This is a genomic window from Pseudomonas azotoformans (genome assembly GCF_900103345.1).
In the GTDB taxonomy this organism is placed as follows: Bacteria; Pseudomonadota; Gammaproteobacteria; order Pseudomonadales; family Pseudomonadaceae; genus Aquipseudomonas; species Aquipseudomonas azotoformans.
In genome coordinates, this window is sequence record NZ_LT629702.1 from 1,434,451 (window position 1) to 1,457,041 (window position 22,591).

Annotated in this window: 17 protein-coding genes and 1 pseudogene; 10 read left to right on the plus strand and 8 right to left on the minus strand. The window is 61.1% G+C overall.

The window, feature by feature from the left end; genetic code table 11:
- Positions 1-55: 55 nt before the first annotated feature.
- On the minus strand, positions 56-5,494 hold the full coding sequence (locus BLR69_RS05945) for a WGR domain-containing protein (RefSeq protein ID WP_071495630.1): 5,439 nt from the start codon (positions 5,492-5,494) through the stop codon (positions 56-58).
- Positions 5,482-6,684 carry a M48 family metalloprotease gene (locus BLR69_RS05950; protein ID WP_071495629.1) on the minus strand — a complete coding sequence of 401 codons (1,203 nt, stop codon included), beginning with the start codon at positions 6,682-6,684 and terminating at the stop codon, positions 5,482-5,484. The genes BLR69_RS05945 and BLR69_RS05950 overlap by 13 nt, the downstream gene beginning before the upstream one ends.
- Positions 6,685-6,888: 204 nt before the next feature.
- Here BLR69_RS05950 and BLR69_RS05955 point away from each other — a divergent pair, with 204 nt between their 5' ends.
- On the plus strand, positions 6,889-7,500 hold the full coding sequence (locus BLR69_RS05955) for a dTMP kinase (RefSeq protein ID WP_071495628.1): 612 nt from the start codon (positions 6,889-6,891) through the stop codon (positions 7,498-7,500).
- Between the two features lie 110 nt (positions 7,501-7,610).
- Here BLR69_RS05955 and BLR69_RS05960 read toward each other — a convergent pair whose 3' ends face one another.
- On the minus strand, positions 7,611-8,360 hold the full coding sequence (locus tag BLR69_RS05960) for an SDR family NAD(P)-dependent oxidoreductase (protein ID WP_071495627.1): 750 nt from the start codon (positions 8,358-8,360) through the stop codon (positions 7,611-7,613).
- Between the two features lie 101 nt (positions 8,361-8,461).
- Here BLR69_RS05960 and BLR69_RS05965 point away from each other — a divergent pair, with 101 nt between their 5' ends.
- Positions 8,462-8,821, plus strand: coding sequence for a winged helix-turn-helix transcriptional regulator (locus BLR69_RS05965; RefSeq protein ID WP_071488316.1), 360 nt, complete (start codon positions 8,462-8,464; stop codon positions 8,819-8,821).
- 60 nt (positions 8,822-8,881) lie between these two features.
- Here the strand turns inward: BLR69_RS05965 and BLR69_RS31475 are convergent, their stop codons facing one another.
- On the minus strand, positions 8,882-9,745 hold the full coding sequence (locus BLR69_RS31475; RefSeq protein WP_371858618.1) for a methyl-accepting chemotaxis protein: 864 nt from the start codon (positions 9,743-9,745) through the stop codon (positions 8,882-8,884).
- A pseudogene (locus BLR69_RS31480) lies at positions 9,740-10,495 on the minus strand (MCP four helix bundle domain-containing protein); the annotation flags it as partial. The gene BLR69_RS31475 and the pseudogene BLR69_RS31480, both read right to left, overlap by 6 nt.
- A 220-nt stretch (positions 10,496-10,715) precedes the next feature.
- Between BLR69_RS31480 and BLR69_RS05975 the strand changes: the two are divergent.
- Positions 10,716-11,924 carry a multidrug effflux MFS transporter gene (locus BLR69_RS05975; protein WP_071495625.1) on the plus strand — a complete coding sequence of 403 codons (1,209 nt, stop codon included), beginning with the start codon at positions 10,716-10,718 and terminating at the stop codon, positions 11,922-11,924.
- Positions 11,925-11,945: 21 nt separating this feature from the next.
- Here the strand turns inward: BLR69_RS05975 and BLR69_RS05980 are convergent, their stop codons facing one another.
- From BLR69_RS05980 to BLR69_RS05990, 3 genes are all read right to left on the minus strand, one after another.
- Entirely contained in the window at positions 11,946-12,557 is a 612-nt protein-coding gene (locus BLR69_RS05980) for a hypothetical protein (protein ID WP_071495624.1), read from the minus strand.
- A gap of 41 nt (positions 12,558-12,598) precedes the next feature.
- Entirely contained in the window at positions 12,599-13,513 is a 915-nt protein-coding gene (locus BLR69_RS05985) for a site-specific integrase (RefSeq protein WP_071495623.1), read from the minus strand.
- Positions 13,514-13,621: 108 nt separating this feature from the next.
- Positions 13,622-14,434 carry a M949_RS01915 family surface polysaccharide biosynthesis protein gene (locus BLR69_RS05990; protein WP_071495622.1) on the minus strand — a complete coding sequence of 271 codons (813 nt, stop codon included), beginning with the start codon at positions 14,432-14,434 and terminating at the stop codon, positions 13,622-13,624.
- Between the two features lie 457 nt (positions 14,435-14,891).
- On the opposite strand from BLR69_RS05990, the gene arnC reads away from it, so the two are divergent.
- Genes arnC through BLR69_RS06025 form a run of 7 tightly spaced genes read left to right on the plus strand, consistent with a single transcriptional unit; the run spans position 14,892 to position 22,589 of the window.
- Entirely contained in the window at positions 14,892-15,917 is a 1,026-nt protein-coding gene (arnC, locus tag BLR69_RS05995; protein WP_071495621.1) for an undecaprenyl-phosphate 4-deoxy-4-formamido-L-arabinose transferase, read from the plus strand.
- Between the two features lie 2 nt (positions 15,918-15,919).
- Positions 15,920-17,911 carry a bifunctional UDP-4-amino-4-deoxy-L-arabinose formyltransferase/UDP-glucuronic acid oxidase ArnA gene (arnA, locus tag BLR69_RS06000; RefSeq protein WP_071495620.1) on the plus strand — a complete coding sequence of 664 codons (1,992 nt, stop codon included), beginning with the start codon at positions 15,920-15,922 and terminating at the stop codon, positions 17,909-17,911.
- Positions 17,911-18,795 carry a 4-deoxy-4-formamido-L-arabinose-phosphoundecaprenol deformylase gene (arnD, locus tag BLR69_RS06005; RefSeq protein WP_071495619.1) on the plus strand — a complete coding sequence of 295 codons (885 nt, stop codon included), beginning with the start codon at positions 17,911-17,913 and terminating at the stop codon, positions 18,793-18,795. The genes arnA and arnD overlap by 1 nt, the downstream gene beginning before the upstream one ends.
- A complete protein-coding gene (arnT, locus tag BLR69_RS06010) occupies positions 18,792-20,447 on the plus strand; it encodes a lipid IV(A) 4-amino-4-deoxy-L-arabinosyltransferase (protein ID WP_071495618.1) in 1,656 nt (551 codons plus the stop codon). The genes arnD and arnT overlap by 4 nt, the downstream gene beginning before the upstream one ends.
- Positions 20,444-20,791, plus strand: coding sequence for a 4-amino-4-deoxy-L-arabinose-phosphoundecaprenol flippase subunit ArnE (gene arnE, locus BLR69_RS06015; RefSeq protein WP_071495617.1), 348 nt, complete (start codon positions 20,444-20,446; stop codon positions 20,789-20,791). The genes arnT and arnE overlap by 4 nt, the downstream gene beginning before the upstream one ends.
- Positions 20,788-21,201 carry a 4-amino-4-deoxy-L-arabinose-phosphoundecaprenol flippase subunit ArnF gene (gene arnF / locus BLR69_RS06020; protein WP_071495616.1) on the plus strand — a complete coding sequence of 138 codons (414 nt, stop codon included), beginning with the start codon at positions 20,788-20,790 and terminating at the stop codon, positions 21,199-21,201. Before arnE ends, arnF begins: the two co-directional genes overlap by 4 nt.
- Positions 21,198-22,589 carry a UDP-glucose dehydrogenase family protein gene (locus tag BLR69_RS06025; RefSeq protein WP_071495615.1) on the plus strand — a complete coding sequence of 464 codons (1,392 nt, stop codon included), beginning with the start codon at positions 21,198-21,200 and terminating at the stop codon, positions 22,587-22,589. The genes arnF and BLR69_RS06025 overlap by 4 nt, the downstream gene beginning before the upstream one ends.
- Positions 22,590-22,591 lie beyond the last annotated feature (2 nt).

A 22,591-nucleotide genomic window follows, 5' to 3' on the forward strand; every position in this document is an offset into this window, starting at 1 on the left:
GTGGGTTTACGGTTTGGGGGTGGACAGGCGCCCGGGGCGGGCGCCGTCCTTTCATTCATACCTGTTCTTGATAGCCTTTACGCAGTTTCTCCGCGATCAGTTTCTCTGCTTCACGCAACGCGCGTTCGGGGTTTTCCAAGGATTTGATCAGGGTCTGGCCCTTGGTGCCGATGCGGCCGAAACTCACCACCACCTCGGCCTCGGTGACACCAATACGCCAGAACTTATTGGAGTTGCCTTCGCCATAGGTGAACTCGCGCATCGACGGCGCCGCTTCAAGGGTTACCGCTGGCTCGGCGTCGATCTCGACGGTTTCCACGACCTGTTCCAGCGCTGGCAGTGCAGGCGCTTCTTCACCCCGAAGCAGCGCTTCGATGCGCTTGAGCACTTCCTCCGGATCGCGCAGCCAGTCATGGCTGAGCACATCGATGATCTTCCAGCCGAAGCTGCGCAATACCGTCGGGCGGAAGATATAACGCTCACGCACGTCAGTCGCCGCTGCCGTGTCGCTGTCGAGCAGCACCCCCAGACTGAAGTATTCACCGCTGGCGTCGCTGATCGCCAGGTCACAGCGGAACTGTGAACGCCCGACATACTCCTGCACCGAATGCCCGCGTTGGCGCAACGCGACGGCGAGGGCGCTGCGCAGCTTGTCCTTGGGCAGGCCGACGGCAAAGGACTGCTTGGCGCCCGGGTTGAGGTTGGCCAGGATGCCCTGGGAGCGCGGTGCATCGCCGCTGGCACTGGCCTGGGCAAATTGCAGGAACGCGCGCAATGCAGCGGCGCCGTCGTTGTGGGTGTTGGTGATGGCCTCGGACTCAATGCTGGAGACAATCGCCATGCGCTTGCGCGCACGACTGAAGATCACGTTAAGGCGTTTTTCCCCGCCGCGCTGGTTGATCGGGCCGAAGTTCATCAGCATCTTGCCGTTCGGTCCCGGCGCGTAGCAGATGCTCAGGATGATCACATCGCGCTCATCACCCTGCACGTTTTCCAGGTTCTTGACGAACAGGCCATTGAACTGCCCGGCATCTTCACGCACGTACTCACGCTCAAGGCGTGTGGCAAAGGCCGAATCATTGCTGGCCAGGTCTTCCAGGGCCTGCTCGATGGCGCCTTGCTGGGCCTCGGAAAAGGCCACGATGCCCAGGCTCAGGCCGGTCTCGCGTTGCAGCAGTTCACGCACCAGGTTGGCGATGTAGCGGGCTTCGGCCAGGTTGCTGCGGCTGAGGTAGACGCCATCGCTCATCTTCAAGAAGCTGATCGGGCTGTCGAGCAGCGTGTCGGCGCCCTGGATCACGGCCTGGGCGTCGCTGGAGTCGAGGGCTGCGTGGGCCGGGGCAGGGCGCTCGATGCGCCGGTCGGGAATGGTGATCAGCCGCCCTTCGTAGAACGCTGCGTTGGAGAAACTGATCAGCGCCTCGTGGCGACTGCGGTAGTGCCAGGCCAGCAGGGTCGCCGGCAAGTTGCGTGCGGCCTGGCTCAGCAGGCTGTCGGCATCGAGGTTGATTGCGATCTGTTCCCCGTCCTCCATGGCGATCAGGTCGTTATCGTCCGGGTCACCGGCACTGGAGAAGAAGTTGGTCGGTGGCAACTGCATCTCGTCGCCCACCACAATCACCTGCTGCGCACGGCTCAGGGCGGGCACGGCTTCTTCGCTGGGGATCTGGCTGGCCTCGTCGAAAATCACCACGTCAAACAGGTCCGGGGTCAAGGGCAGGGTGTCGGACACCGACAACGGGCTCATCAGCCAGATGGGCTTGAGGTCGTTGATCACCCGGCCACTGTCGCCACTGGCCATTTCGCGAATGGAGCGATAGCGCATGGTCTTGCCCAACTCATGTTCCAGTTCGCGACGGCCCTTGGCATAGGCTTTCTTGAACTCGCGGGCCTGGGCATCCAGCTGGGTCACTGACATCGCCGATTGCTTCACGTGCTCCAGAAAACGCTGGTGCAGGGTGGCGCTGAGCACGTGAGCATTGCTCTTGAGCAGGTTGCTTTCGGCCTGGCTGACCTGGCGCGCGGCCAGGCTCAAGGCCGGGCCATCGAAGCGGGCCATCTGCGGGTTGGCGCGGTACAGGCGGGTCAGGTTTTCCTGGGCAATCAACCCGTCCAGCACGGGTTGTGGCAAAGCATACTGTTGCACGACCGCCAGGCAGCCGGGGTCGGCCTGGTGCAGCTCGTTGAGCAGGGGCAGGGTGTCGGGCAGTTCGTCGAGCTCTTCACGCAGGTCGCGCAGGTACTCGGCCAGCTCGGCCAGGCTTGGCGCGGCGTCGAACACACACTGTTGGGCAACCAGCTCGGCCAGGCGCGCGATGGGTTGGCGCAGGCTGGCTTCCTGGCGCACACCGGGCAAGCTGCTCGGGTTGCCCCGCAGGCCTTCGACCCACTTGCGCAACAACGGTGATGCGCTCAGTTGCTGCAGCAGGGCGTGCAGATTGTGCACGAACAGGTCGATATCCTGGATGCCGTAGCGACCTTGCAGGCGTTGCTGCTCGGCGTGCAGCTCGGCGGTGGCGCGGTGTTCACCGGCCAGGTTGTCGAGCACACTGCGCAGGCTGGGGCGAATCGCGTGCTGACTGAAGTCGTAGCGGCGTTGAAGTTCGCCCCGCAGGCGCCACCAGCCGGGTTGCAACCAGCGCAGCAGCGAGCCTTCCTGGCGCTGTACCTGCTCCAGGGCAGCCTGGGTGTCCTGGGGCTCAAGTTTCTCGCGCCAGTGGCGGGTGGTTTCACGCGCGTTGTGTTGCTGCACGGCCAGGGCCTGCAAGGCGGCCTGTTCAGCGTGCAGCGCTTGGGAACCCGTTGAGCCAGGTTCCAGCAGGTCGAGGTGAGCCGCCAGGTTGGCGTCGGTCAGTTGCTCGGCGGCTTGAGTCAGCACGCACGCATCCGTCAGGCGCGTGTCACCGGACAGCAGGCTGGAGGATGACTCCAGGAACGACTCGACGCTGTCCATCAGCCCACTGGCTTGCTCCAGAAACGCCTTGAGCTGGCCGTAGGCATGCTCGTGGGTGACCAGGCTTGAGGCCAGGTGGCTGAAGGGGTGACGCGCAAAACTGTCGACGCCGAACCGTTCCTTGATGGTCTGATACAACCGGCCGGTCAGCTCCTGTTGTGCCTGCCAGTGCCGCCATTCGGGCAAGCGCTCCAGCGCTTCGGGCGGCAGCTGTGCAGCAACGGGTGGCAGCTCGATCAAATGACAGACCAACTCACGCACCGAGCAGGCCAAGGACTCCGGCACCCCGGCCATCGCCTGTTCAAAGCGCTCTATCAGGCCCAGTTGCTGGCTCAGGGTCGCCAGTGTAGCGTCACGCCGCGCTTGCAACTGCACCGATTGGGCGTCGCCGGCGATCCAGCGCTCATAACACTCGCGCAGGTTGCCCACGAAGGCTTTCTTGTCCGTCTGGGAGTCGTGAATCAGGCAGCACAATTCGCCCAGTTCACTCTGTTGCAGGCGATGGAACACTACGTCCAGCGCCGCACGCTTTTCACACACAAACAACACGCGCAGCCCGCGCGCGGCGTAGTCGGCGATCAGGTTGGTGATGGTCTGGGACTTACCGGTGCCCGGCGGCCCCTGAATGATGAAGTGACGCCCGGTTCGGGCCAGGCTGACAGCGGCGTTCTGCGTCGCGTCACCGGCCACCACGTTCCACTGGTCGGGCAGCGGGATCGGGTCTGGCGTCTGGACTTCGACGTCTCGCGGCTCAATCGAGAACATCCGGTCAAACGCTTCGTTTTGCGCGGGCTCATCGATCAGCTGTGCGTAGTCACGCACCAGCGACATCTTGCGATAGTTGAAGTTGGCCAGGGTCACCTGGGTCAGGTCGATGTCCCAGGCGTAGCGGTGCCCCTGATTCTCGGGCATGGCGAAGGTGCTGTTCTCGGTGCTGCTGGCGACCATCTGCGGATGCTGGTTGCGCAGCACAGGTTTGGCGCCGACGGCCAGGCGCAACGGTAACTCACTGGGCAGCACCTTTTGCTGGAACAATTGCAGGCCCAGCGGGCGGTAGTCTTCGCGGTCGTAGCTGAAATCCGGCCTGACCAAGGGCATCGCCGAACGCTGACGGGCGCGACGGCGCTGGAAATGGTGCAGATGCTGCACGGCCTTCTGGTGGATCAGTTCGATTTGCGGTTTGCTTTGCAGGCGCAACTCGACGCCGGGCTCGGTCAGTTTGATCTGGCGCGCAATATCGGCGTGGATTTCCTCCAGGGACGTCTTTTGCAGGTCGACGGTTTCCGGCAACTGGATATCGTAGAGCTGGCGCAATTGATGCCGCAGTACCGGGTTGAACTCAGCCTCGGTTTCATCGCACTGCAACATGAACTGGTCGCGCACGCCCTTTTTGCGGCTCAGTTCCACCGGCAGCCAGAGCAGGGGAGTGACGATGCGCTCCTCCGGCGTGTCCTTGAGGTTGTGCCAGCGCATGAAGGCCACGACCAGGCGCAGGTTGCTGAAGCCGAACTCGGCACGGTCGCGGCGGGTTTCCTGGATGATGCGTTCCAACGACGCCTGCAACCAGGTCTGGTCTTCAAACCGCAACCATTGCTGCAGGCCAACCGGTTTGCCGCTCAACACCTGCTCGGAGAAGCCACCGAAGGTAGGCTGCCAGGTGCACAAGGCTTCGGGGCGGATACTTTCAACACGCATCACCAAGGGCACGCTGGCCACGGTCAAGTTGACGTTGGCTTGCGTCGGCCGGAAGTACAGCAGGCGATTGCGTCGCGAAAGGTCAAACAAGCGATTACGCAGATGCTCCAGCACCACGGTGCGCCGTGAAGCCGGGCCTTCGGCCTGGGCCAATACACGCTCGACATCCAGGCTGGCCGGCTGTTCGCGCCAGGATTCCAGGCGCCGCACCAGTGAGCCGACATCCGTGGCGCGCTCATGGCGGTTCAGCTCGGTCATCTCAACGATCAGATTGGCCAGCACCGGGTTGAGCCGGCCGTTGAGCTGGAACAGGTTACGGCGATGCCGGGCAAAGGCCTTGAGGTCGTTGATGTCGGCAAAATCCAACCCGCACGCCAGGCAAGCCAGGAACTGGCCGAGCTGGAAAATATCGGTGATCTCGTCGTGGTGCCCGAGGCGATGCTCCCAACTGTGCAGGTCGGTGAGGAACACCGGGTGGTCAATGGCCTGATGCGGGTCTTCCTGGACTTGCAGGTCGGTCACGGCCACGCCACTTTCCGAATCCCGGGTCAGGCGGACCTTGCCGACAATATTCAGTGCCGACTCCGGATTAGGCTGCACCTGCTTGATCGCTTCCAGCGCCAGCCGTGGCGGGACGCCCTCTGGATTGCGCAGTTGCAGCGTGCGTTCCGGCCCCTGCAGCACATCGAGATAACTGAGCTGGGCGACACGCCCCAGTTCATGCAATTGCGCAACCTGGCGCAGTAAGGGCAGCGCCAGGAACAGCACATCGTCGATGGGGACGGCGACGCCATCGTGGGTCTGCAGCAATTGCGTGAAATTGATGGGTTGGGTTATCGGGTCCATGTGTCGACCTCCGCTTTGAGCGCGCGAACGATCGGGTCGAGCTCACGTTTGGGTAATTTGATATCGCGCTTGAGCACATTGATAAAGTCGTCGGCACTGCCGAGTTTCTTGGCGGTGCGCGCCGCGTGCAGCAAGGCCTCATCCCGCAGGTCGCGGTCCACCAGGCTCAGGTCGAGCATGATGAAGTGCAGGTATTCGTGGATGCTGGCGTCGACACGCTCGGCATTCAGCGTGCCCAGGTCCAGCGTGGTTTCGTTGTCTTTCCAGTCCGGAAAGAATCCACGTACCTGATTGAGCACCACCTCCGATTGCAGCACGGAGGTGCCGATGAAGCTGGCGATAAAGCTGCGGGTGAGGGCGGTCAGCTCGACTTGGCCGGTCACATCCAAGCGATAGAGCGACAACGGCCCGCGCAACCGGCCATGCAGCCAATTGTCGGTATCCGGCACCTGCCGCCACCAGTTGTCCACCGCCTGGGAGCGCAGAAACGTCTCCGGGTGCGAAACGCCTTGGGACAACGGCGCGTCCTTGCCATCCAGCTCCTGGGCCTGCTTCAGATAACTGGCGGCATCCACGCTGACGATCCCGGTGTGAATCTTGACCAGCGAGGTAATCGACGCTTCCGGCCCGCCGGCCACCAGGGCTGCGCCTCGGTCGGCATAGATTTCGGTGTGCAGGCTATATAAGCGTGCGGTCTGTTCCAGACTCGGAGGCGTATTCATATCGGCCATGGCGTGATTGAGAACCCGCTCGGCGGTGAGATAGTCGCCACCGTGCTCAGACCATAAGCGGTAATGGGCCAGCTCATGCCCGAGCAGCGCCAGTAACTCCTGAGCGTCGAGCCGTTCAAGAATCGGTCCGTAGAACACCACGTGCACTTCACCGGCCAGGTAATACAGGCTGGCATTCATCGCGGCGTCGCCGGCTTGGTAAAGGGTCGCGGGCGCCTGGATCTGCAAGCATTGCAGCGCCGTCTCACAGGCCTGATAGGCCTGCGGGTGGGTCTCGGGGCTCAGGCGATAGGTGTCTCTGAGCAACTGCGCGCGCACATCCTGGGCATGTTCCTGCTGAACGCCCAGAGACGAGGCCCATTCCCACACGACAGGCTCATGGGTTTTCAGGTAATCGACCACACGCTGGTGGTAAGGCAAGGGGGTCAGGCCGCTGATATCCAGCGCGGGGGTACTCATCGTTCAAACGTCCTTGAGAGGATACGGCTCCATAGACTGCGACTGTGCAGCAGAGACTTGGGCTGGCATCCCGGTATCAGTGATCGGCAATAAACGCGGAGCATACCTAGGGGGTAGGAAAATTACTTGTGAAAGTGCTTGGATGCGTGGCCAGCTGCAAATGCAGTTAGAGTGGTGATCATTATCTTGACCGCTGTGTGAAAAATGAATGCTCCGCTTTTTGTTTCTCTGGATGGCCCCAAAGGCACCGGCAAAACCACGCTACTGGAGGCCGTCACGGCTGCACTGAGGGCGGACAACAAGAAAGTCATCCGGCTTTGCGAGCGAAAAAGCGATCCCTACAGAGGGGAAACCATGACCCTGGTGAATGAACTTGCCAGAAATCCCTCACGGGATCTGGAATGGGCTGTGTGCGAGCGCTTTGCCGAGAGTCGCAGTTGGATCTCCGGGAACGTGCTGACTCAGCAGCCGTTGGGCAGCATTATCCTGATTGATCGCTGGTATCCGTCTGAGGCTGCGTTTCGACATACGATTCCGTTTGCAGAGATTCTGCAGTTGAACCTGGAGCGAAGTGTACGAGTGCCGGATCTGCATGTCGGTGTTATCACCGCGCCGGATATTTCATGGGCGAGAGCAACGGCACGATCACGAGGATTGGGCGGCACTGTGATCCAGAAGTATGCAGAGCATGTTGCATGCACAGAGATGTTCGAGCGGGCGGTTGTGGGTCAGGGCTGGGTGTTGTGTCGTAATGAAGGTGCGATTGAAGAGGCAGTGAAGCAGGTGGTTGTTGAGATTCGTAAAGTGGCCGGGTGACACGTGTAGCGTAATACATAATTTAACATAATATACATTATGCGTAATATGCTATTGCGTAATCAGGGGCAGTGCCCGTCAGATTTCAACAGGCAAAACCCCTGTCAGGTTCAAACCTGAGCAAAGCCTCCATCGACAAACATTTCACTGCCCGTCATGAAGCTGCTCTCATCCGATGCCAGGAACAACGCGGCGGCTGCCACTTCTTCAGGCTGACCGATACGGCCCAATGGCACCTGCGCCGTCATGTCGTCGATGATCGCATCCTTCTGGCCAGTACCTGACAATGCCGAGTCCAGACCCGGTGTCGAGATCGGTCCTGGTGAAAGTACGTTCACGCGAATGCCGGTGCCTTTGAGATCCAGCGCCCAGCTTCTGGCGAAATTACGCAGCGCCGCTTTTGTAGCGCTGTACACGCTGAACGCCGGTGTACCCATCACGCCGGTGGTTGACCCCGTCAGGATCACGGAACTGCCGGCCTGCATCAGTGGCAAGGCTTTTTGCACGGTGAACAGCGTGCCTTTGACGTTGATGCCGAACGTGCGGTCGAACGATTCTTCGGTGATCGACCCGATCGGTTGGAAATCCCCCAGGCCTGCATTGGCAAACAGTATGTCAATACGGCCCTTGGCGGCTTTGACCTGTGTGAACACACGGTCCAGGTCGTCCAGCTTGGCAATGTCGGCCTGGATGGCGATGGCGTCAGGCCCGATCAGCTTGAGCGCCTTGTCCAGTTCTGACTGGCGACGACCTACAATCACCACCTGTGCGCCTTCAGCTGCAAAGCGAATCGCGGTGGCCAGGCCGATGCCGCTGTTGCCGCCGGTAACGACTGCAACTTTTCCGTTGAGCTTGCTCATGATGACTCCAAAAAAGAATGTTGAGGCGCAACTCTAGATCTGCTCTATTCTTTTGAATAGTATGCACCTTTTAGTAAGTACCCTTTGGAGGCACCTCAATCATGGCCAATAACTCATTCAATTGCGGGCTCGAGGCGGCCCTGGCGGTGATTGGCGGCAAATGGAAGCCGCTGGTGCTGTTCAACCTGGCGCAGAATGTTCATCGATATGGAGAATTAAGGCGCGCGATTGGTGGTGTGACCGATAAGGTGCTGATCCAGCAACTCAAGGAGTTGGAGCGCGATGAGATCATTTTTCGCGTGGATTTCCAGGAAATACCGCCCAAAGTCGAGTATTCCCTGACGCCGTTCGGGGAGTCCCTGGCGTCGGCGTTGGGTGGGTTGTGCCAATGGGGTACGCAGCATATGCAAACGGTAGAGCGCATCGCCGCACGGCGGACGTCTGCCCTCTCCCAGTCCTGAGCCCCCTGCCCTGATGCCCAACTCAACTAAATGACTATTTAGTTGAGTTAAATCAATAGGTTACAATTGAAATCGATCAACCGACTGTGACAGCTTGCCCGCCAGGCTGGACAGTTCGTCCGTGGTTGACGCTGTCTGGCCAATGACCCGGCTGTTGTTTTCCGACATGCCGGCAATCATCTCCACCTGGTGAGCAATTTCGTTGCTGGCCAGGCTCTGTTCACCGATAGTGCGCGAGATATCGTTGACCATCTCCGTGGTGTTCAATGTGGCTTGCAGAATCTCGCGAATCGCCCGCTCCACCTCGGCGGTTACCGCCATGCCCTTGTCCACCTGAGCCACCCCCTCCTCCATGCTGGTCACCGCTTCGCGGGTGCTTTGCTGGATACGCTCGACCATGCTGGCGATTTCCAGGGTTGAGGCACTGGTGCGACCGGCCAGGCTGCGCACTTCATCGGCGACCACCGCGAACCCCCGCCCCTGTTCGCCGGCGCGGGCGGCTTCGATCGCGGCATTCAGGGCCAGCAGGTTGGTCTGGTCGGCGATCCCCTTGATCACCTGGATAATGCTGAAAATTGCCTCGGACTCCTTATCCAGCGTGCGGATCACCTGGGCCGATTGCTGCGCGGAGCGGGCAATGCCGCCTATGTCGTTGACCACCTGATGAATCACCCGGCCACCGTCCTTGGCCAAGGTTTCGGCCTGGTTGGCCATGTCCAACGCTCGCCCGGCATGCCGAGTGATTTCCTCGATACTCGCGGTCATTTCACTCGCAGCCGCGGCCATGGTGCTGGCCGCCGCACTCTGTTGCTGGCTGCTACCGGCCACTTCATGGCAGCCGTGGCTCAGTTGCTCGCTCATGGCATTGACCTCTTGGGCGTTGCTGCGCACCACTTCGATCATGCCGCGCAGATCCCGTTGCATGGTGGCGAGGCTGCGAATCAATGTGCTGGCTTCATCTTTGCGCCGGGGTTCGACAATCGCTTCGCTCAAGTTGCCCCGCGCAATGCTGGCGGCAATACGGCTGGCAGCGTGCAACGGCCCCATGATGCTGAGCATGACCCAGCGGCCCTGAGCCAACAGCAGTAAAAGACTGGCGATCAACACCACGCCGAGGGTTAAATTGGCGTTGCTGATGGTCTGTTGTGTACCGAGGCTGGTCTGCTGGGTGTTGGTCTCGATCAGCTCGCTCAGCGCGGCCATTTGATCTTCAAGCTGGGTGAAGGCGGCGTTGAACGTGCCCAGTTCATTGCGTGCGGCGTCGGGATTGTCCAGCGCCAGGGCGACGATGCGCTCGCCGGCGGCAATATAGTTGTCCAGGCTCGGTTTGATTTTTTCCAGGTTCGCCTTGAGCGTGTCTTCCAACGGCAGCTTGAGGTTGTCTGCCAGCACCTGGCGAAAGTGCTCAGCGTGCTCCTTCAGGGAGCTGTTCACCTGCGCTGTGCTGCTGGTGCTTTTGCCCAGGCCCACCAGCATGGCTGACAGTACATCGGCACGCAGGGCGTCGTGCATCATGTCGGCTTCCATGTGGTTGCGCAGCACCGTCATGCTCAGCTCGCTGTCCTGCACGGCAGTGCCCATCCGGGTATTTCCCAGGTAGCCGGCAAGGCTCATGATCAAGGCGGTCAGCAATCCGGTCGCAATCAACAACATCAAGCGCAGTTTGATCGTCATTCAGGTATCCCCATAGCCTGGACCGCCGGTTGGGAACCCAACCGCTTGAGCGTCTGGTACCGTTATCGGCAGCCGTTGGCTATTAGTGAAGCCCAAGTCAGCGAAAATGAAGTTTTCTTCTGCGGCCAGGACGAAAATGTAACGACTGTGTAAGCGTCATCTTGTATAGCCGCAAGCGGCTCACTAAGCTGGCCGATCCCTTGAAGGCACCGGAAACTCCATGTCTCGAAGCATTGCCCACCTCGCCCTCCTCCTGGGCTTGATCACCGCCGTCGGCCCGTTCGCCATCGACATCTACCTGCCCGCGCTGCCAACCCTGGGCGTCAGTCTGCAGGCCTCGCCGGCCCTGGTACAGATGAGCCTCACGGTGTTCTTCGTCATCGTCGGCCTGTGCCAGTTGTTCTACGGGCCGATCAGTGATGTCTTCGGGCGCAAGCCGCCGATCTATGCCGGCCTGGTGATTTTTATCGTGGCCAGTGTGGGGTGTGCCTTGGCGCCGACCATCGAGACACTGATCGCGTTTCGTGCCCTGCAGGCGTTCGGCGCCTGCGCGGGCATGGTGATTCCCCGTGCCATCGTGCGGGACCTGTACACCGGGCATGAGGCCGCCAGGCTGATGGCGTTGCTGATGCTAGTGATGAGCGTCTCGCCGATCCTCGCGCCATTGGCCGGTAGCCTGGTGATTGCGCTGTGGAGCTGGCGTGAAGTGTTTGCCGTGCTGGCGGTGCTGGCGGCGGCGTGCCTGGTGATGACCATTGTGCAACTGCCGGAAACCCACCCGGCCGAACGCCGGCTGGGCAAGACCCTGGGCAACGCCTTCAGCAGCTATGGCGCATTGCTGCGTGACCCGGTATTCATCGGCCTGTCAGTGGTCTGCGGTTTTGGCCTGGCGACCTTCTTCGTGTTTATCGGCAGCGCGCCGTTCGTGTACATCGAGCATTACGGCCTCACACCCACGCAGTTCAGCCTCGGCTTTGCGTTGAATGCCGCGTCGTTTTTTACCATGAGCCAACTCACTGCACGCCTCAGTGCGCGCTTTGGCCTGGCGCCGCTGATTCGTTGGTCGGTAACAGCCGTGGCAGCCGTGATGGCCGTCCTGGCAGCAACAACGCTATGGCTCGACAGCCTCGCCCTGACCATGACCCTGCTGTTTATCGGCTTCGGCTTTCTCGGCCTGCTGCTGCCGGCCGCCGGGGTGCTGTCCCTGGAGGATCATGGCGCGGTAGCCGGGTCTGCATCGGCCCTGCTCGGGGCGATCCAGATGATTATCGGTGCCGTGTCCATGACCTTGATCGGCGTGTTCGCCGATCACACCCCGGCGCCGATGCTGATCGGCATTGCGATGTGCGCCATTGCGGCGTTGCTCACCACGCTGTGGACGCTGCGCCGCCTGCCGGCTCACTTGGCGAGTGCCCCGCCCTCCTCCTGATTCGCGGCCTGACTGTCAGGATCATGCAATGGGCGGCTCGGCCTTCTCATCCGAGGACGCAGGATAAGAGCGGACGGTGACGTGTTCGAGCCTCCAGCCCTTGAGGCCGAGGGTCCGCGTCACGCGGATGTCCCGCGCTCGAACGGGGCTATACCGAGGGGGGTCTTTTTTGAGCAAGCCGTCAGTCAGGATATTGACGCCTAAAGCGCCGCCAAGGAGCCCTAGAAGCACGCCAATGACCTCAACGGTATTGCCCAGGATCTCGAACACGGGCTCGTCGTTGGCGGCAAGGTCATAACTCGGTTTTGCGGGTTCACATGTCAGGTCTTGGGTAGCGAGTCGCGCACAGCGTTTCTGCTGTGTCTGGTCTTTCAACCTATCCAATTCGGCCTGGCTCTGAGCTGTTTCTGCCTTGTGGTCGACCTTGTAGCGGCTGAGCTGATTCGCGCAATACGCTGACGCCGAGACGGAAAGCAGCACCAGCGACAAGCCAAGGAGCACGTTTTGCCGCGCCGCCGTCAACGGCCAGATGACTTTGCCGCTTCGCACCAAGACGCAGGCGCCTAGCGTCAAGAGTGCCCAAAGGGTCAGCACTCCGCTTGTTGACCACCAAAATGTAGTGAACGTTGTCATTGCTTCGTCTTCCTTGGTTGATTGAAATCAGTGTCCATTCATTACAGATCAAACCGATCCACCGCCCTCCGCCGCTCATTGTCGTCACGCACGTCATAACTGGCGGTGGTCTGGATGTTGGTGTGGTGCGCCAGCTTCTGCGCGATCGACAGGTCATGCTCCTCGATCACCCGGGTGATGAACGACCGACGGAAGTCATGGGGCATGATCTTCACCCCCACCTGTTCGCCGCGCTGGCGGGCGATGTAGTAGATCGCATGTTTGGTGATGCGCTCGCGAGTGATGTGGCTGCCACGGCGGATACGGTTGAACAGGAAGCTGTCGTCCTGCTCGCCCTCCTTGAGCTGCTCGCGCCGAAACGCCAGCCACGCCTGCAATTTGGCGAACGCCCAGTCCGGCGCGTACTTGATCAACTCCTTGTTGCCCTTGCCGATCACCCGAAGGCTGCGCTCGTCAAAGTTGATTTGCGCCAGGTCGAGGTTGACCGATTCCGACTTGCGCATGCCGGAGCCGTAGAGTATGCCGATCACCGCGGCATCCCGCAGGCCCTGGGGGCGTGGGTCGGCGGCGCAGACGTCCATCATTTCCCGAATCAGGCTGCGCCGCAGGTTGCGGCCCTGGCCCAGGCGCGTGCCGGGTGCGGCCTTGACGGTGCGCATGCGCAACAGGTGCTCCTGGCTGATCAGGTTGAGGCGCCAGGCTTCATTCATCACCCCGCGCACCGCATTCACGTACAACGAGGAAGTATTCGGCGCATAACCGTCCTCGCGCAGTGCGGCGACCAGGGCGATGACGTGTTCGGGTTGCAGCAAGTGCCAGTCGATGTCTTCGAGGTTGATATCTTCGAAGCCCAGGCGGTCGGCCGCATCTTGCAGCACGTAGCGCATGGTCAATTGGCTGGAGGGGGCCAGGCGGGTGAGGTATAGGGTCAGTGGGTTGCGGATAGACTCAGTCAAGGTAGATCAGCCTTTGGATTAAATACCTCGAACAAGCCTTTGTTTAATCGAGGTATTTAGTGAATTGGCGAGGGCCGAGTCTAACCCAGGACCAGCCCCGGCACAAAATCACGGGGCCGTACCGTCGTCCTCGGTGGGCTCCTGAGGCTGGACCTGGGTCTGGCTCCACTCGCTGTCCTGCTTCTGCATCAATGCGAACCAGTGCTGACGCATGAACGTCAGGTACGCCTCCGGCGCCTTGGCAAAGTCCTTCTCATCGCCATAACACCCCGGCAACGGCAACTCGGTGCCCTGCTCCTTGTACTGGCTGACCAGCGCCTGCTGCGCGGCCACGCTGCAGTCCTTGGGCAGCGGCATGCCGCGCAGGGCGCCGGCCTCTTCGTCCCACCAGGCCGCACCGACGCGGTCGACGCCGCGCAGACGGTACTTCTGCGACTTGCCGACATGCATGATCAACTTGAATTCGTTGGGGCTGACATCGCTGGTGCAGGTGCGCGAATAGCCCACGGTGGCCTGGGTGATGCCGTCGCCAGAGAGATCAGTGACCTTGGTCGCAGCACGGTCAAAGCGCAGGGATGCGTCGAACTCGCAATGCTGCACATCGTCGTAGAGCATCCACACGCGCTTGGGGCGGTTGCCGTCGATCAGGTACTGGGCCGCATACACGAACGCCGACTGGGTGCCGTCATCATCGCGCTCGCTGACTTGCTCGGCGAGCACCAGCAGGTTCTTGCCTTGTTTGTCGTCCCAGGTATAAGCGGCGATCTGCTTGCCGCGCACTTCGACACCGTCCGGCACCTGGTCGATGCTGGTGAGCGCCACCCCTTCATCGGCGCGTACGGTAGTGACACACGCCACGCTCATCAACAACCCCATCAACACCGGCCGCAACTGGCCGCGTAAAAGCTGCACGCTATTCATCCGATCACCCTGGCAAGAGACGGGTTACTTTACCGGCACTTGCAGGGCATTGCAGAGAATATTCTTCACTGAAAACAGGATTGAATAACATTGCGTCGCGATCCCCCCGGCGCCTTGCCCTGCGCCGCGTCCGCTTAGCTGAACCCTAGCTGTCTACCTGTCAAATAAACGAGTTTTTCATCTGCGTTTCATATTCGTACTACATTTTTACGCTTAATCTTGGCCCTGTTGACTTGAGGGCCATCCGCGCTTCTCCAACTAACCTATTGATTCCGCTTTACCTTTACGCAATATCGTCTTTACTGCAGTTCACCAGGAAGAACACACGGCCAGCGCTCAGGAATGTCGAATGAACACCACGCACACCACTGCCTTTTAATCAGTTGCCTGTACTTTCGCCCACTGATTGCTGCTGTTTCAGCGCTCCAAGTTGCTCTAACCCCGAGGTCATGAATCTTTGAAACCCTACCCTATTCATTGCGTGTCGATCGTTATCCCGGTCTACAACGAACAAGAGAGCCTGCCTGAATTGCTGCGCCGTACCACCGCAGCCTGCAAGCAACTGGCCTACGAATACGAAATCATCCTGGTGGATGACGGTAGCCGCGACAATTCGGCCCAACTGCTGGAAGACGCCGCCTCGGAAGCCGGCAGCAACGTGGTCGCGGTGATCCTCAATCGCAATTACGGCCAGCACGCGGCGATCATGGCCGGTTTCGAGCAATGCCGCGGCGAAGTGGTGATCACCCTCGACGCCGACCTGCAAAACCCGCCGGAAGAGATCCCGCGCCTGGTGGAACAAGCCGCCCTCGGTTACGACGTGGTTGCCACCGTGCGCAACAATCGCCAGGACTCGGCCTTCCGTCGCTGGCCGTCGCGCCTGATCAACCTGGCCGTGCAGCGCTCTACCGGCGTGGCCATGACTGACTACGGCTGCATGCTGCGCGCCTATCGCCGCACCATCGTCGACGCGATGCTCGCCTGCCGTGAGCGCAGCACTTTTATCCCGATCCTGGCCAACGGTTTTGCCCGGCACACCACGGAAATCCTGGTGCACCACGCCGAGCGCGAACACGGTGAATCCAAATACAGCGCCATGCGCCTGATCAGCCTGATGTTCGATCTGCTGACGTGCATGACCACCACCCCGCTGCGCCTGCTATCGATTGTCGGCTTCAGCCTGGCGGCGCTGGGCATGTTGTTCGCCTTTGCATTGATCATCCTGCGCCTGGCCTTTGGTGCCGAATGGGCCGGCGAAGGCATGTTCGTGCTGTTCGCAGTGCTGTTCGTGTTCACTGGCGGCCAGTTCATCGGCATGGGCCTCTTGGGTGAATACCTGGGCCGCATGTACAGCGATGTGCGCGCCCGTCCACGCTTCTTTATCGAAAAAGTGCTGCGCAACCAACCGGCAGCACCGGCTCCCGTGGTCGTCGTTGACGGCCTGGTGTCCTCCCATACCTCTACTTCTGCTGATCAGGTCTAATCATGAGTTCAAAAGCTGTTGTATTCGCGTACCACGACATTGGTTGTGCAGGGATTGAAGCGCTGCTCAACACCGGTTACGAAATTGCTGCCGTGTTCACCCATGCCGACGACCCTAAGGAAAACAATTTCTACGGTTCCGTCGCGCAACTGTGCGCGCGCAACGGCATCCCGGTACACGCTCCGGAAGACGCCAACCACCCGCTGTGGATCGAGCGCATCGCCAAGCTGAACCCGGACTACATCTTCTCGTTCTACTACCGCAACCTGCTCAGCGAGCCCCTGCTGGCCACCGCCAGCAAAGGCGCGTTCAACCTGCACGGCTCCTTGTTGCCTAAGTACCGTGGCCGTGCACCGGCCAACTGGGTGCTGGTCAACGGCGAGACCGAAACCGGCGTGACCCTGCACCGCATGGTCAAGCGTGCCGATGCCGGCGCGATCCTGGCCCAGCAGAAAGTCATCATCGAACGCAACGACACCGGCCTGACCCTGCACGCCAAACTGCGCGACGCCGCCAGCACCCTGCTGCGCGATGCACTGCCGCAACTGGCCCAAGGCAAATTGGCGGAAACCGCCCAGGACGAAAGCCAGGCCACTTACTTCGGCCGCCGCACTGCCGCCGATGGCAAGCTGGAGTGGAAAAAGCCGGCTGAAGAACTGTTCAACCTGGTGCGGGCCGTCACCCAACCGTACCCAGGCGCCTTCTGCGCCGTGGGCGAGCACAAACTGATCGTGTGGCAGGCCGAAGTGGTCAAGGGCAACGAAGGCCTGGCCCCTGGCCGCGTAATCAGCGTCAACCCGCTGCGCATCGCCTGCGGTGAAGACTCCCTGGTGGTCAAGTTCGGCCAGCGTAACGCTGACGGCCTGTTCCTGGCCGGCCCCGCCCTGGCGGACGCACTGGGCCTGGTCGACGGTTCCGTACTGCGCGGTGCCGAGTCCGGTCGCAAGCCGCGTCGTACCCGCGTGCTGATCCTGGGTGTGAACGGTTTTATCGGTAACCACCTGTCCGAGCGCCTGCTGCGTGACGACCGTTACGAAGTCTACGGCCTGGACATCGGCTCCGACGCCATCGAGCGCCTGCGCAGCCACCCGAACTTCCATTACGTGGAAGGTGATATCAGCATCCACACCGAGTGGATCGAGTACCACATCAAGAAGTGCGACGTGGTCTTGCCGCTGGTGGCCATCGCCACGCCAATCGAATACACCCGCAACCCGCTGCGCGTGTTCGAACTGGACTTCGAAGAAAACCTCAAGCTGGTGCGCTACTGCGTCAAGTACAACAAGCGCGTGATCTTCCCGTCGACCTCCGAAGTCTATGGCATGTGCCAGGACCAGTACTTCGACGAAGACACCTCCAACCTGGTGGTAGGCCCGGTCAACAAACAGCGCTGGATCTACTCGGTCTCCAAGCAATTGCTGGACCGTGTGATCTGGGCTTACGGCGACAAAGGCCTGAAATTCACCCTGTTCCGTCCGTTCAACTGGATGGGTCCACGCCTGGATCGCCTGGACTCGGCGCGTATCGGCAGCTCGCGCGCAATCACCCAGCTGATCCTGAACCTGGTGGAAGGTACGCCGATCCGCCTGTTCGACGGCGGCGAGCAGAAGCGCTGCTTCACCGACATTGCCGACGGCATCGAAGCCCTGGCACGCATCATTGACAACGAAAATGGCGTGTGCGACGGCCAGATCGTCAACATCGGCAACCCGGAAAACGAAGCCAGCATCCGTCAGTTGGGCGAAGAACTGCTGCGTCAGTTCGAAGCGCACCCCCTGCGTGGCAACTTCCCACCGTTCGCCGGTTTCCGCGACGTAGAAAGCAAGGCGTTCTACGGCACCGGTTACCAGGACGTGGCGCACCGCAAGCCAAGCATCGAAAACGCCAAGCGCCTGCTGAACTGGGAGCCGACCGTGGAGATGAGCGAAACCATCGGCAACACCCTGGATTTCTTCCTGCGTGAAGCCATGCTCGAAATCGCGGACAAAAAGTAATGCAGGCAGGCCTACGCATCGACGTCGATACCTACCGTGGCACCCGTGAAGGTGTGCCACAGTTGCTCGAATCCCTGGATGAAGCCGGGGTGAAAGCGACGTTCTTCTTCAGTGTCGGGCCGGACAACATGGGGCGCCACTTGTGGCGTCTCATCCGGCCCCAGTTCCTGTGGAAGATGTTGCGTTCCAATGCGGTCGGCCTGTATGGCCTGGACATCTTGCTGGCCGGCACTGCCTGGCCAGGCAAGCCAATCGGCCGTGACCTGGGGCACTTGATGCGCCAGGCCAAGGCCGCCGGGCACGAAGTGGGCCTGCACGCCTGGGATCACCACGGCTGGCAGGCCAACACCGGGCGCTGGAGCGAGGCTCAGTTGATCGAACAGATTCGCCGTGGCGTCGACACGCTCAGTGACATTCTCGGTGAGCGCATCGACTGTTCCGCCGCCGCCGGTTGGCGCGCGGATGAGCGTGTGGTGCAAGCCAAGCAAGCTTTCAACTTTCGCTACAACAGCGATTGCCGGGGCACCAGCCTGTTTCGTCCAACCCTGGCCGATGGCAGTGCGGGCACCCCACAAATTCCGGTAGACCTGCCGACCTTCGACGAAGTCGTCGGGCCGGTAGTGGCTGCCAAAGACTTCAATGGGTTCATCCTCGACCGTTTTGCCGAGTCGAAACTCAACGTTTATACGATCCACGCCGAAGTAGAAGGGATTCTGATGGCCAACGATTTTCGCCAGTTGCTTGCCCAGGCCGGGCAGCGCGGCATCAACTTCAAACCACTGGGCGACCTGTTGCCTGCGGACATGACCACCCTGCCCCAGCAACAGCTGGTACGTGGCGCCTTGCCCGGCCGCGAGGGTTGGCTCGGAGTGCAGCAGGCATGATCCGCCGTTGGGCCTTGCCCCTGCTGCTGTTGGCGTTTGCTGCGTTCTACCTGCTGCCGCTGGCCACCCATGGCCTGTGGATTCCGGATGAAACCCGCTACGCGCAGATCAGCCAGGAAATGCTGCTGACCGGCAAGTGGGCTTCGCCGCACTTCATGGGCATCCGCTACTTCGAAAAACCGGCGGCGGGCTACTGGATGATCGCGCTGGGCCAGGCGATCTTCGGGCAGAACCTGTTCGGCGTGCGGTTTGCCTCGGCCCTGAGCACTGGCTTGAGCATTCTGCTGGTGTACGGGGTGTCGCGCCGGCTGTGGAACGACCCGCGCAAAACCCTGGTCAGCACCGTGCTGTACATGAGTTTTGTCAGCGTGGCCTTGCTCGGTGGCTACGCCAACCTGGATCCGCAGTTCACCTTCTGGGTCAACCTGACCGGTGCTGCCCTGTGGTTCTGCTTCGACAGCACCACCCGTAACGGACGCCTGGGGTCCTGGGCGTTGCTCGGCTTCGCCTGCGGCATGGGCTTCATGACCAAAGGCTTTCTTGCGTGGTTGCTACCGGTGTTGATCGCCCTGCCCTATGCGATCTGGCAGAAGCGTGTGCGTGAGCTGCTGGGCTACGGCGTGGTTGCCGTGGTGGTGGCGATTGTCGTCAGCTTACCATGGGCGCTGGCGGTGCACCTGCAAGAGCCGGACTACTGGAATTTCTTCTTCTGGCACGAGCATATCCAGCGCTTCGCCGGTGACGATGCCCAGCACGCCGAGCCGTTCTGGTATTACCTGCCGCTGTTGGTTGCGTTCTGCCTGCCGTGGGTGGCGTTGTTGCCGTCTACCCTCAAACAGGCGTGGCGGGACAAACGCAGCGCAAAAATCGGTTTTGTAGTGCTGTGGCTGCTGATGCCCCTGGCCTTCTTCAGCCTGGCCAAGGGCAAGCTGCCGTCCTACATCATGCCGTGCCTGCTGCCCCTCGCCTTGTTGATGGGCAATACCCTGGCGGACAAACTGGCCCAGGGACGCAGCCGTGCGCTGCGCATCAACGGCTGGCTGAACCTGATCATCGGTGTAGTGGCATTGCTCGCGCTGACCTGGCTGCAAATGAAGAAGCCGGTGTACGAGCACGGCCAGGAAACCCTCAGCCTGGTGTTGGTGTTCACCTTTCTGTTTGCCTGGATCCTGGTCAATCTGTTGCAGGCGGCCCGGCCTTTGCACCTGTGGGCCGCACCGGTACTCGGCAGTTGGCTGATGGTGGCCTTGTTGCCAGCTGCCCTGCCGCATTCAGTGGTGTACAACAAGACGCCTGACCAATTCATCATTGATCACCTGCAAGAGCTGCAACCGGCCACGGCCCTGCTGAGCAATGACCTGGGCGCAGCGTCGGCGCTGTCATGGCGCCTGGCGCGCCCGGACGTGACGCTCTACAACACCGTCGGCGAAGTCAAATACGGCCTGGCCTACGCGGACGCCACGCACCACAAGGTGCATACCACCCAAGTCCAGCAATGGATGAGCGATGCGCGCAAAAAAGGCCCGGTCGGCGTGGTCATGCGGGTCAAGGGTGACGACGAAATCGCAGAAGTCGACTTGCTGCCCAAGGACGGCAAGCGCTACGAACAAGGCAATATCGTGATCCTGATCTTCCCGCAGGCTGCGCAATGATCACCTTGCTGCTGTTACTGGCCGCCTGCCTGCTCACCTGCATGGGCCAGGTCTCCCAGAAGTTCGCCGTGGAAAGCTGGCGCGACCTGCCGGATGGCTGGGCGCTGAAACTGCGCTCACCCTGGTTGTGGTCGGCGCTGGTGTGCCTGGGCCTCGGCCTGCTGGTGTGGCTGCTGGTGTTGCAACGCCTGGAAGTCGGCATTGCCTACCCGATGCTCAGCCTCAACTTCGTGTTGGTCACGCTGGTCGCGCGTTTTGTATTCAAGGAACCCATCGACACTCGCCATTGGCTGGGTGTGGCGCTGGTGATCGGTGGCGTCGTGCTGCTGGGGCGCCAGGTATGAGCCGGGTTCAGGGGTTTGCCCTGGCCCTGGGCAGCGTCGGCCTGGTCAGTGCCGCCCAACTGGGCATGCGCTGGAGCATGACGCGCCTGCCGCTGCCCAGCGAATGGCTGGACGCCTTCAGCCAGAACAGCATCGACCTGGGGGCCCTCGGCGTCGTGAGCCTGGCGATCCTGGCCTACGCGTTGTCGATGCTCTGCTGGCTCGGTGCGCTCAAGCACTTGCCGCTGGGTCGTGCCTATTCGCTGCTGAGCATCAGCTACGCCTTGGTATACCTGCTGGCCGCCAGCCTGCCGGTGTTCAACGAACATTTTTCCGTTTCAAAAACCCTGGGGGTGGCGCTGGTCATCCTCGGTGTTCTGGTTATCAACTCTCGTCGTGCTAGCGCCACAAGTCCCAGGAATGCCCCATGAAAATCAGTGTATTTGGTAGCGGTTACGTCGGTCTGGTGCAGGCCACCGTGTTGGCTGAAGTCGGCCACGATGTCATTTGCATGGACGTTGACAAGAAAAAGGTCGAGTCACTGCAAAAAGGCCATGTGACCATCTTCGAGCCGGGGTTGGCTGCGATGGTCAAGGAAAACCTGGAGAGTGGGCGGCTGCACTTCACCCATGATGAAAAGTTGGCGGTGGAACACGGCGAAGTCCTGTTCATTGCCGTGGGCACCCCTTCGGACGAAGACGGCTCGGCCGACCTGAAATACGTGCTGTCGGTAGGCGACGCCGTCGCCCGCCACCGCAAAGAGCCGGTGATCCTGGTGGAAAAATCCACCGTGCCGGTCGGCACCGGCGACACCCTGCGCGCCCACATCGAAAAAGCCCTGCACCTGGCCGGCCGGCACCTGGAGTTCGATATCGTCTCCAACCCGGAATTCCTCAAGGAAGGCTCGGCCGTTGCCGACTGCCGCCGCCCGGACCGCATCATCATCGGTTGTGAACGCGAAGAGGTGCGCGACGTGATGCGCGACCTGTACGCACCGTTCAACCGCAACCATGACCGCATCATTTTCATGGACCTGCGCAGCGCCGAGCTGACCAAGTACGCCGCCAACTGCATGCTGGCGACCAAGATCAGCTTTATCAACCAGATCGCCGAGCTGGCCGAGCACCTGGGGGCCGACATCGAAGCCGTGCGCCTGGGCATTGGCGCCGACTCGCGCATCGGCTATCACTTCATCTACCCCGGCTGCGGCTACGGCGGCTCGTGTTTCCCCAAGGACATGCGCGCCCTGATCCACAGCGCCAAGCAAGCCAACTGCTCCAGCGACCTGCTGGAAGCGGTGGAAGCCATCAACCAGCGCCAGAAGAGCAAGCTGTTCGAACGGATCAATGCGTTCTTCAAGGGCGAGCTGCGCGGCAAGACCTTCGCCCTGTGGGGCCTGGCGTTCAAACCCAACACCGACGACATGCGCGATGCCCCTAGCCGCGTGCTGATGGAAGCCCTCTGGGCCGCCGGCGCCAACGTGCGTGCATTCGACCCGGAAGCCATGCAGGAAACCCAACGCATCTACGGCGATGACCCACGGCTGATGCTCATGGGCACCCCGGAATCGACCCTGGGCGGTGCGGATGCGCTGATCGTCTGCACCGAATGGCAGCAGTTCAAGGCGCCGGACTTCGACCTGATCCACCAGCGCCTGAAAACCCCGGTGATCTTCGACGGCCGCAACCTCTACGACGGCGAGCGCCTGGCGCGCAAAGGCTTCCAGTACTACCCGATCGGCCGTGGCGATTCCTGCCAACTGCCGATTCCCCAGCAGCAATGGGTAGCCCAGGGTGCAGGCCAGGTCGTGGAAGCCTGAGA

Excerpts from the sequence above, each read along its gene's own strand:
- arnF (WP_071495616.1), top strand. The coding sequence starts at position 20,788 with ATGAGCCGGGTTCAGGGGTTTGCCCTGGCCCTGGGCAGCGTCGGCCTG.
- BLR69_RS05960 (WP_071495627.1), bottom strand. The coding sequence starts at position 8,360 with ATGAGCAAGCTCAACGGAAAAGTTGCAGTCGTTACCGGCGGCAACAGC.
- arnE (WP_071495617.1), top strand. The coding sequence starts at position 20,444 with ATGATCACCTTGCTGCTGTTACTGGCCGCCTGCCTGCTCACCTGCATG.
- BLR69_RS05950 (WP_071495629.1), bottom strand. The coding sequence starts at position 6,684 with ATGAGTACCCCCGCGCTGGATATCAGCGGCCTGACCCCCTTGCCTTAC.
- BLR69_RS05955 (WP_071495628.1), top strand. The coding sequence starts at position 6,889 with ATGAATGCTCCGCTTTTTGTTTCTCTGGATGGCCCCAAAGGCACCGGC.
- BLR69_RS05980 (WP_071495624.1), bottom strand. The coding sequence starts at position 12,557 with ATGACAACGTTCACTACATTTTGGTGGTCAACAAGCGGAGTGCTGACC.
- BLR69_RS05945 (WP_071495630.1), bottom strand. The coding sequence starts at position 5,494 with ATGGACCCGATAACCCAACCCATCAATTTCACGCAATTGCTGCAGACC.
- arnA (WP_071495620.1), top strand. The coding sequence starts at position 15,920 with ATGAGTTCAAAAGCTGTTGTATTCGCGTACCACGACATTGGTTGTGCA.
- BLR69_RS05990 (WP_071495622.1), bottom strand. The coding sequence starts at position 14,434 with ATGAATAGCGTGCAGCTTTTACGCGGCCAGTTGCGGCCGGTGTTGATG.
- arnT (WP_071495618.1), top strand. The coding sequence starts at position 18,792 with ATGATCCGCCGTTGGGCCTTGCCCCTGCTGCTGTTGGCGTTTGCTGCG.
- BLR69_RS05965 (WP_071488316.1), top strand. The coding sequence starts at position 8,462 with ATGGCCAATAACTCATTCAATTGCGGGCTCGAGGCGGCCCTGGCGGTG.
- BLR69_RS05975 (WP_071495625.1), top strand. The coding sequence starts at position 10,716 with ATGTCTCGAAGCATTGCCCACCTCGCCCTCCTCCTGGGCTTGATCACC.
- BLR69_RS06025 (WP_071495615.1), top strand. The coding sequence starts at position 21,198 with ATGAAAATCAGTGTATTTGGTAGCGGTTACGTCGGTCTGGTGCAGGCC.
- arnD (WP_071495619.1), top strand. The coding sequence starts at position 17,911 with ATGCAGGCAGGCCTACGCATCGACGTCGATACCTACCGTGGCACCCGT.
- BLR69_RS31475 (WP_371858618.1), bottom strand. The coding sequence starts at position 9,745 with ATGCAACGGGATCTGCGCGGCATGATCGAAGTGGTGCGCAGCAACGCC.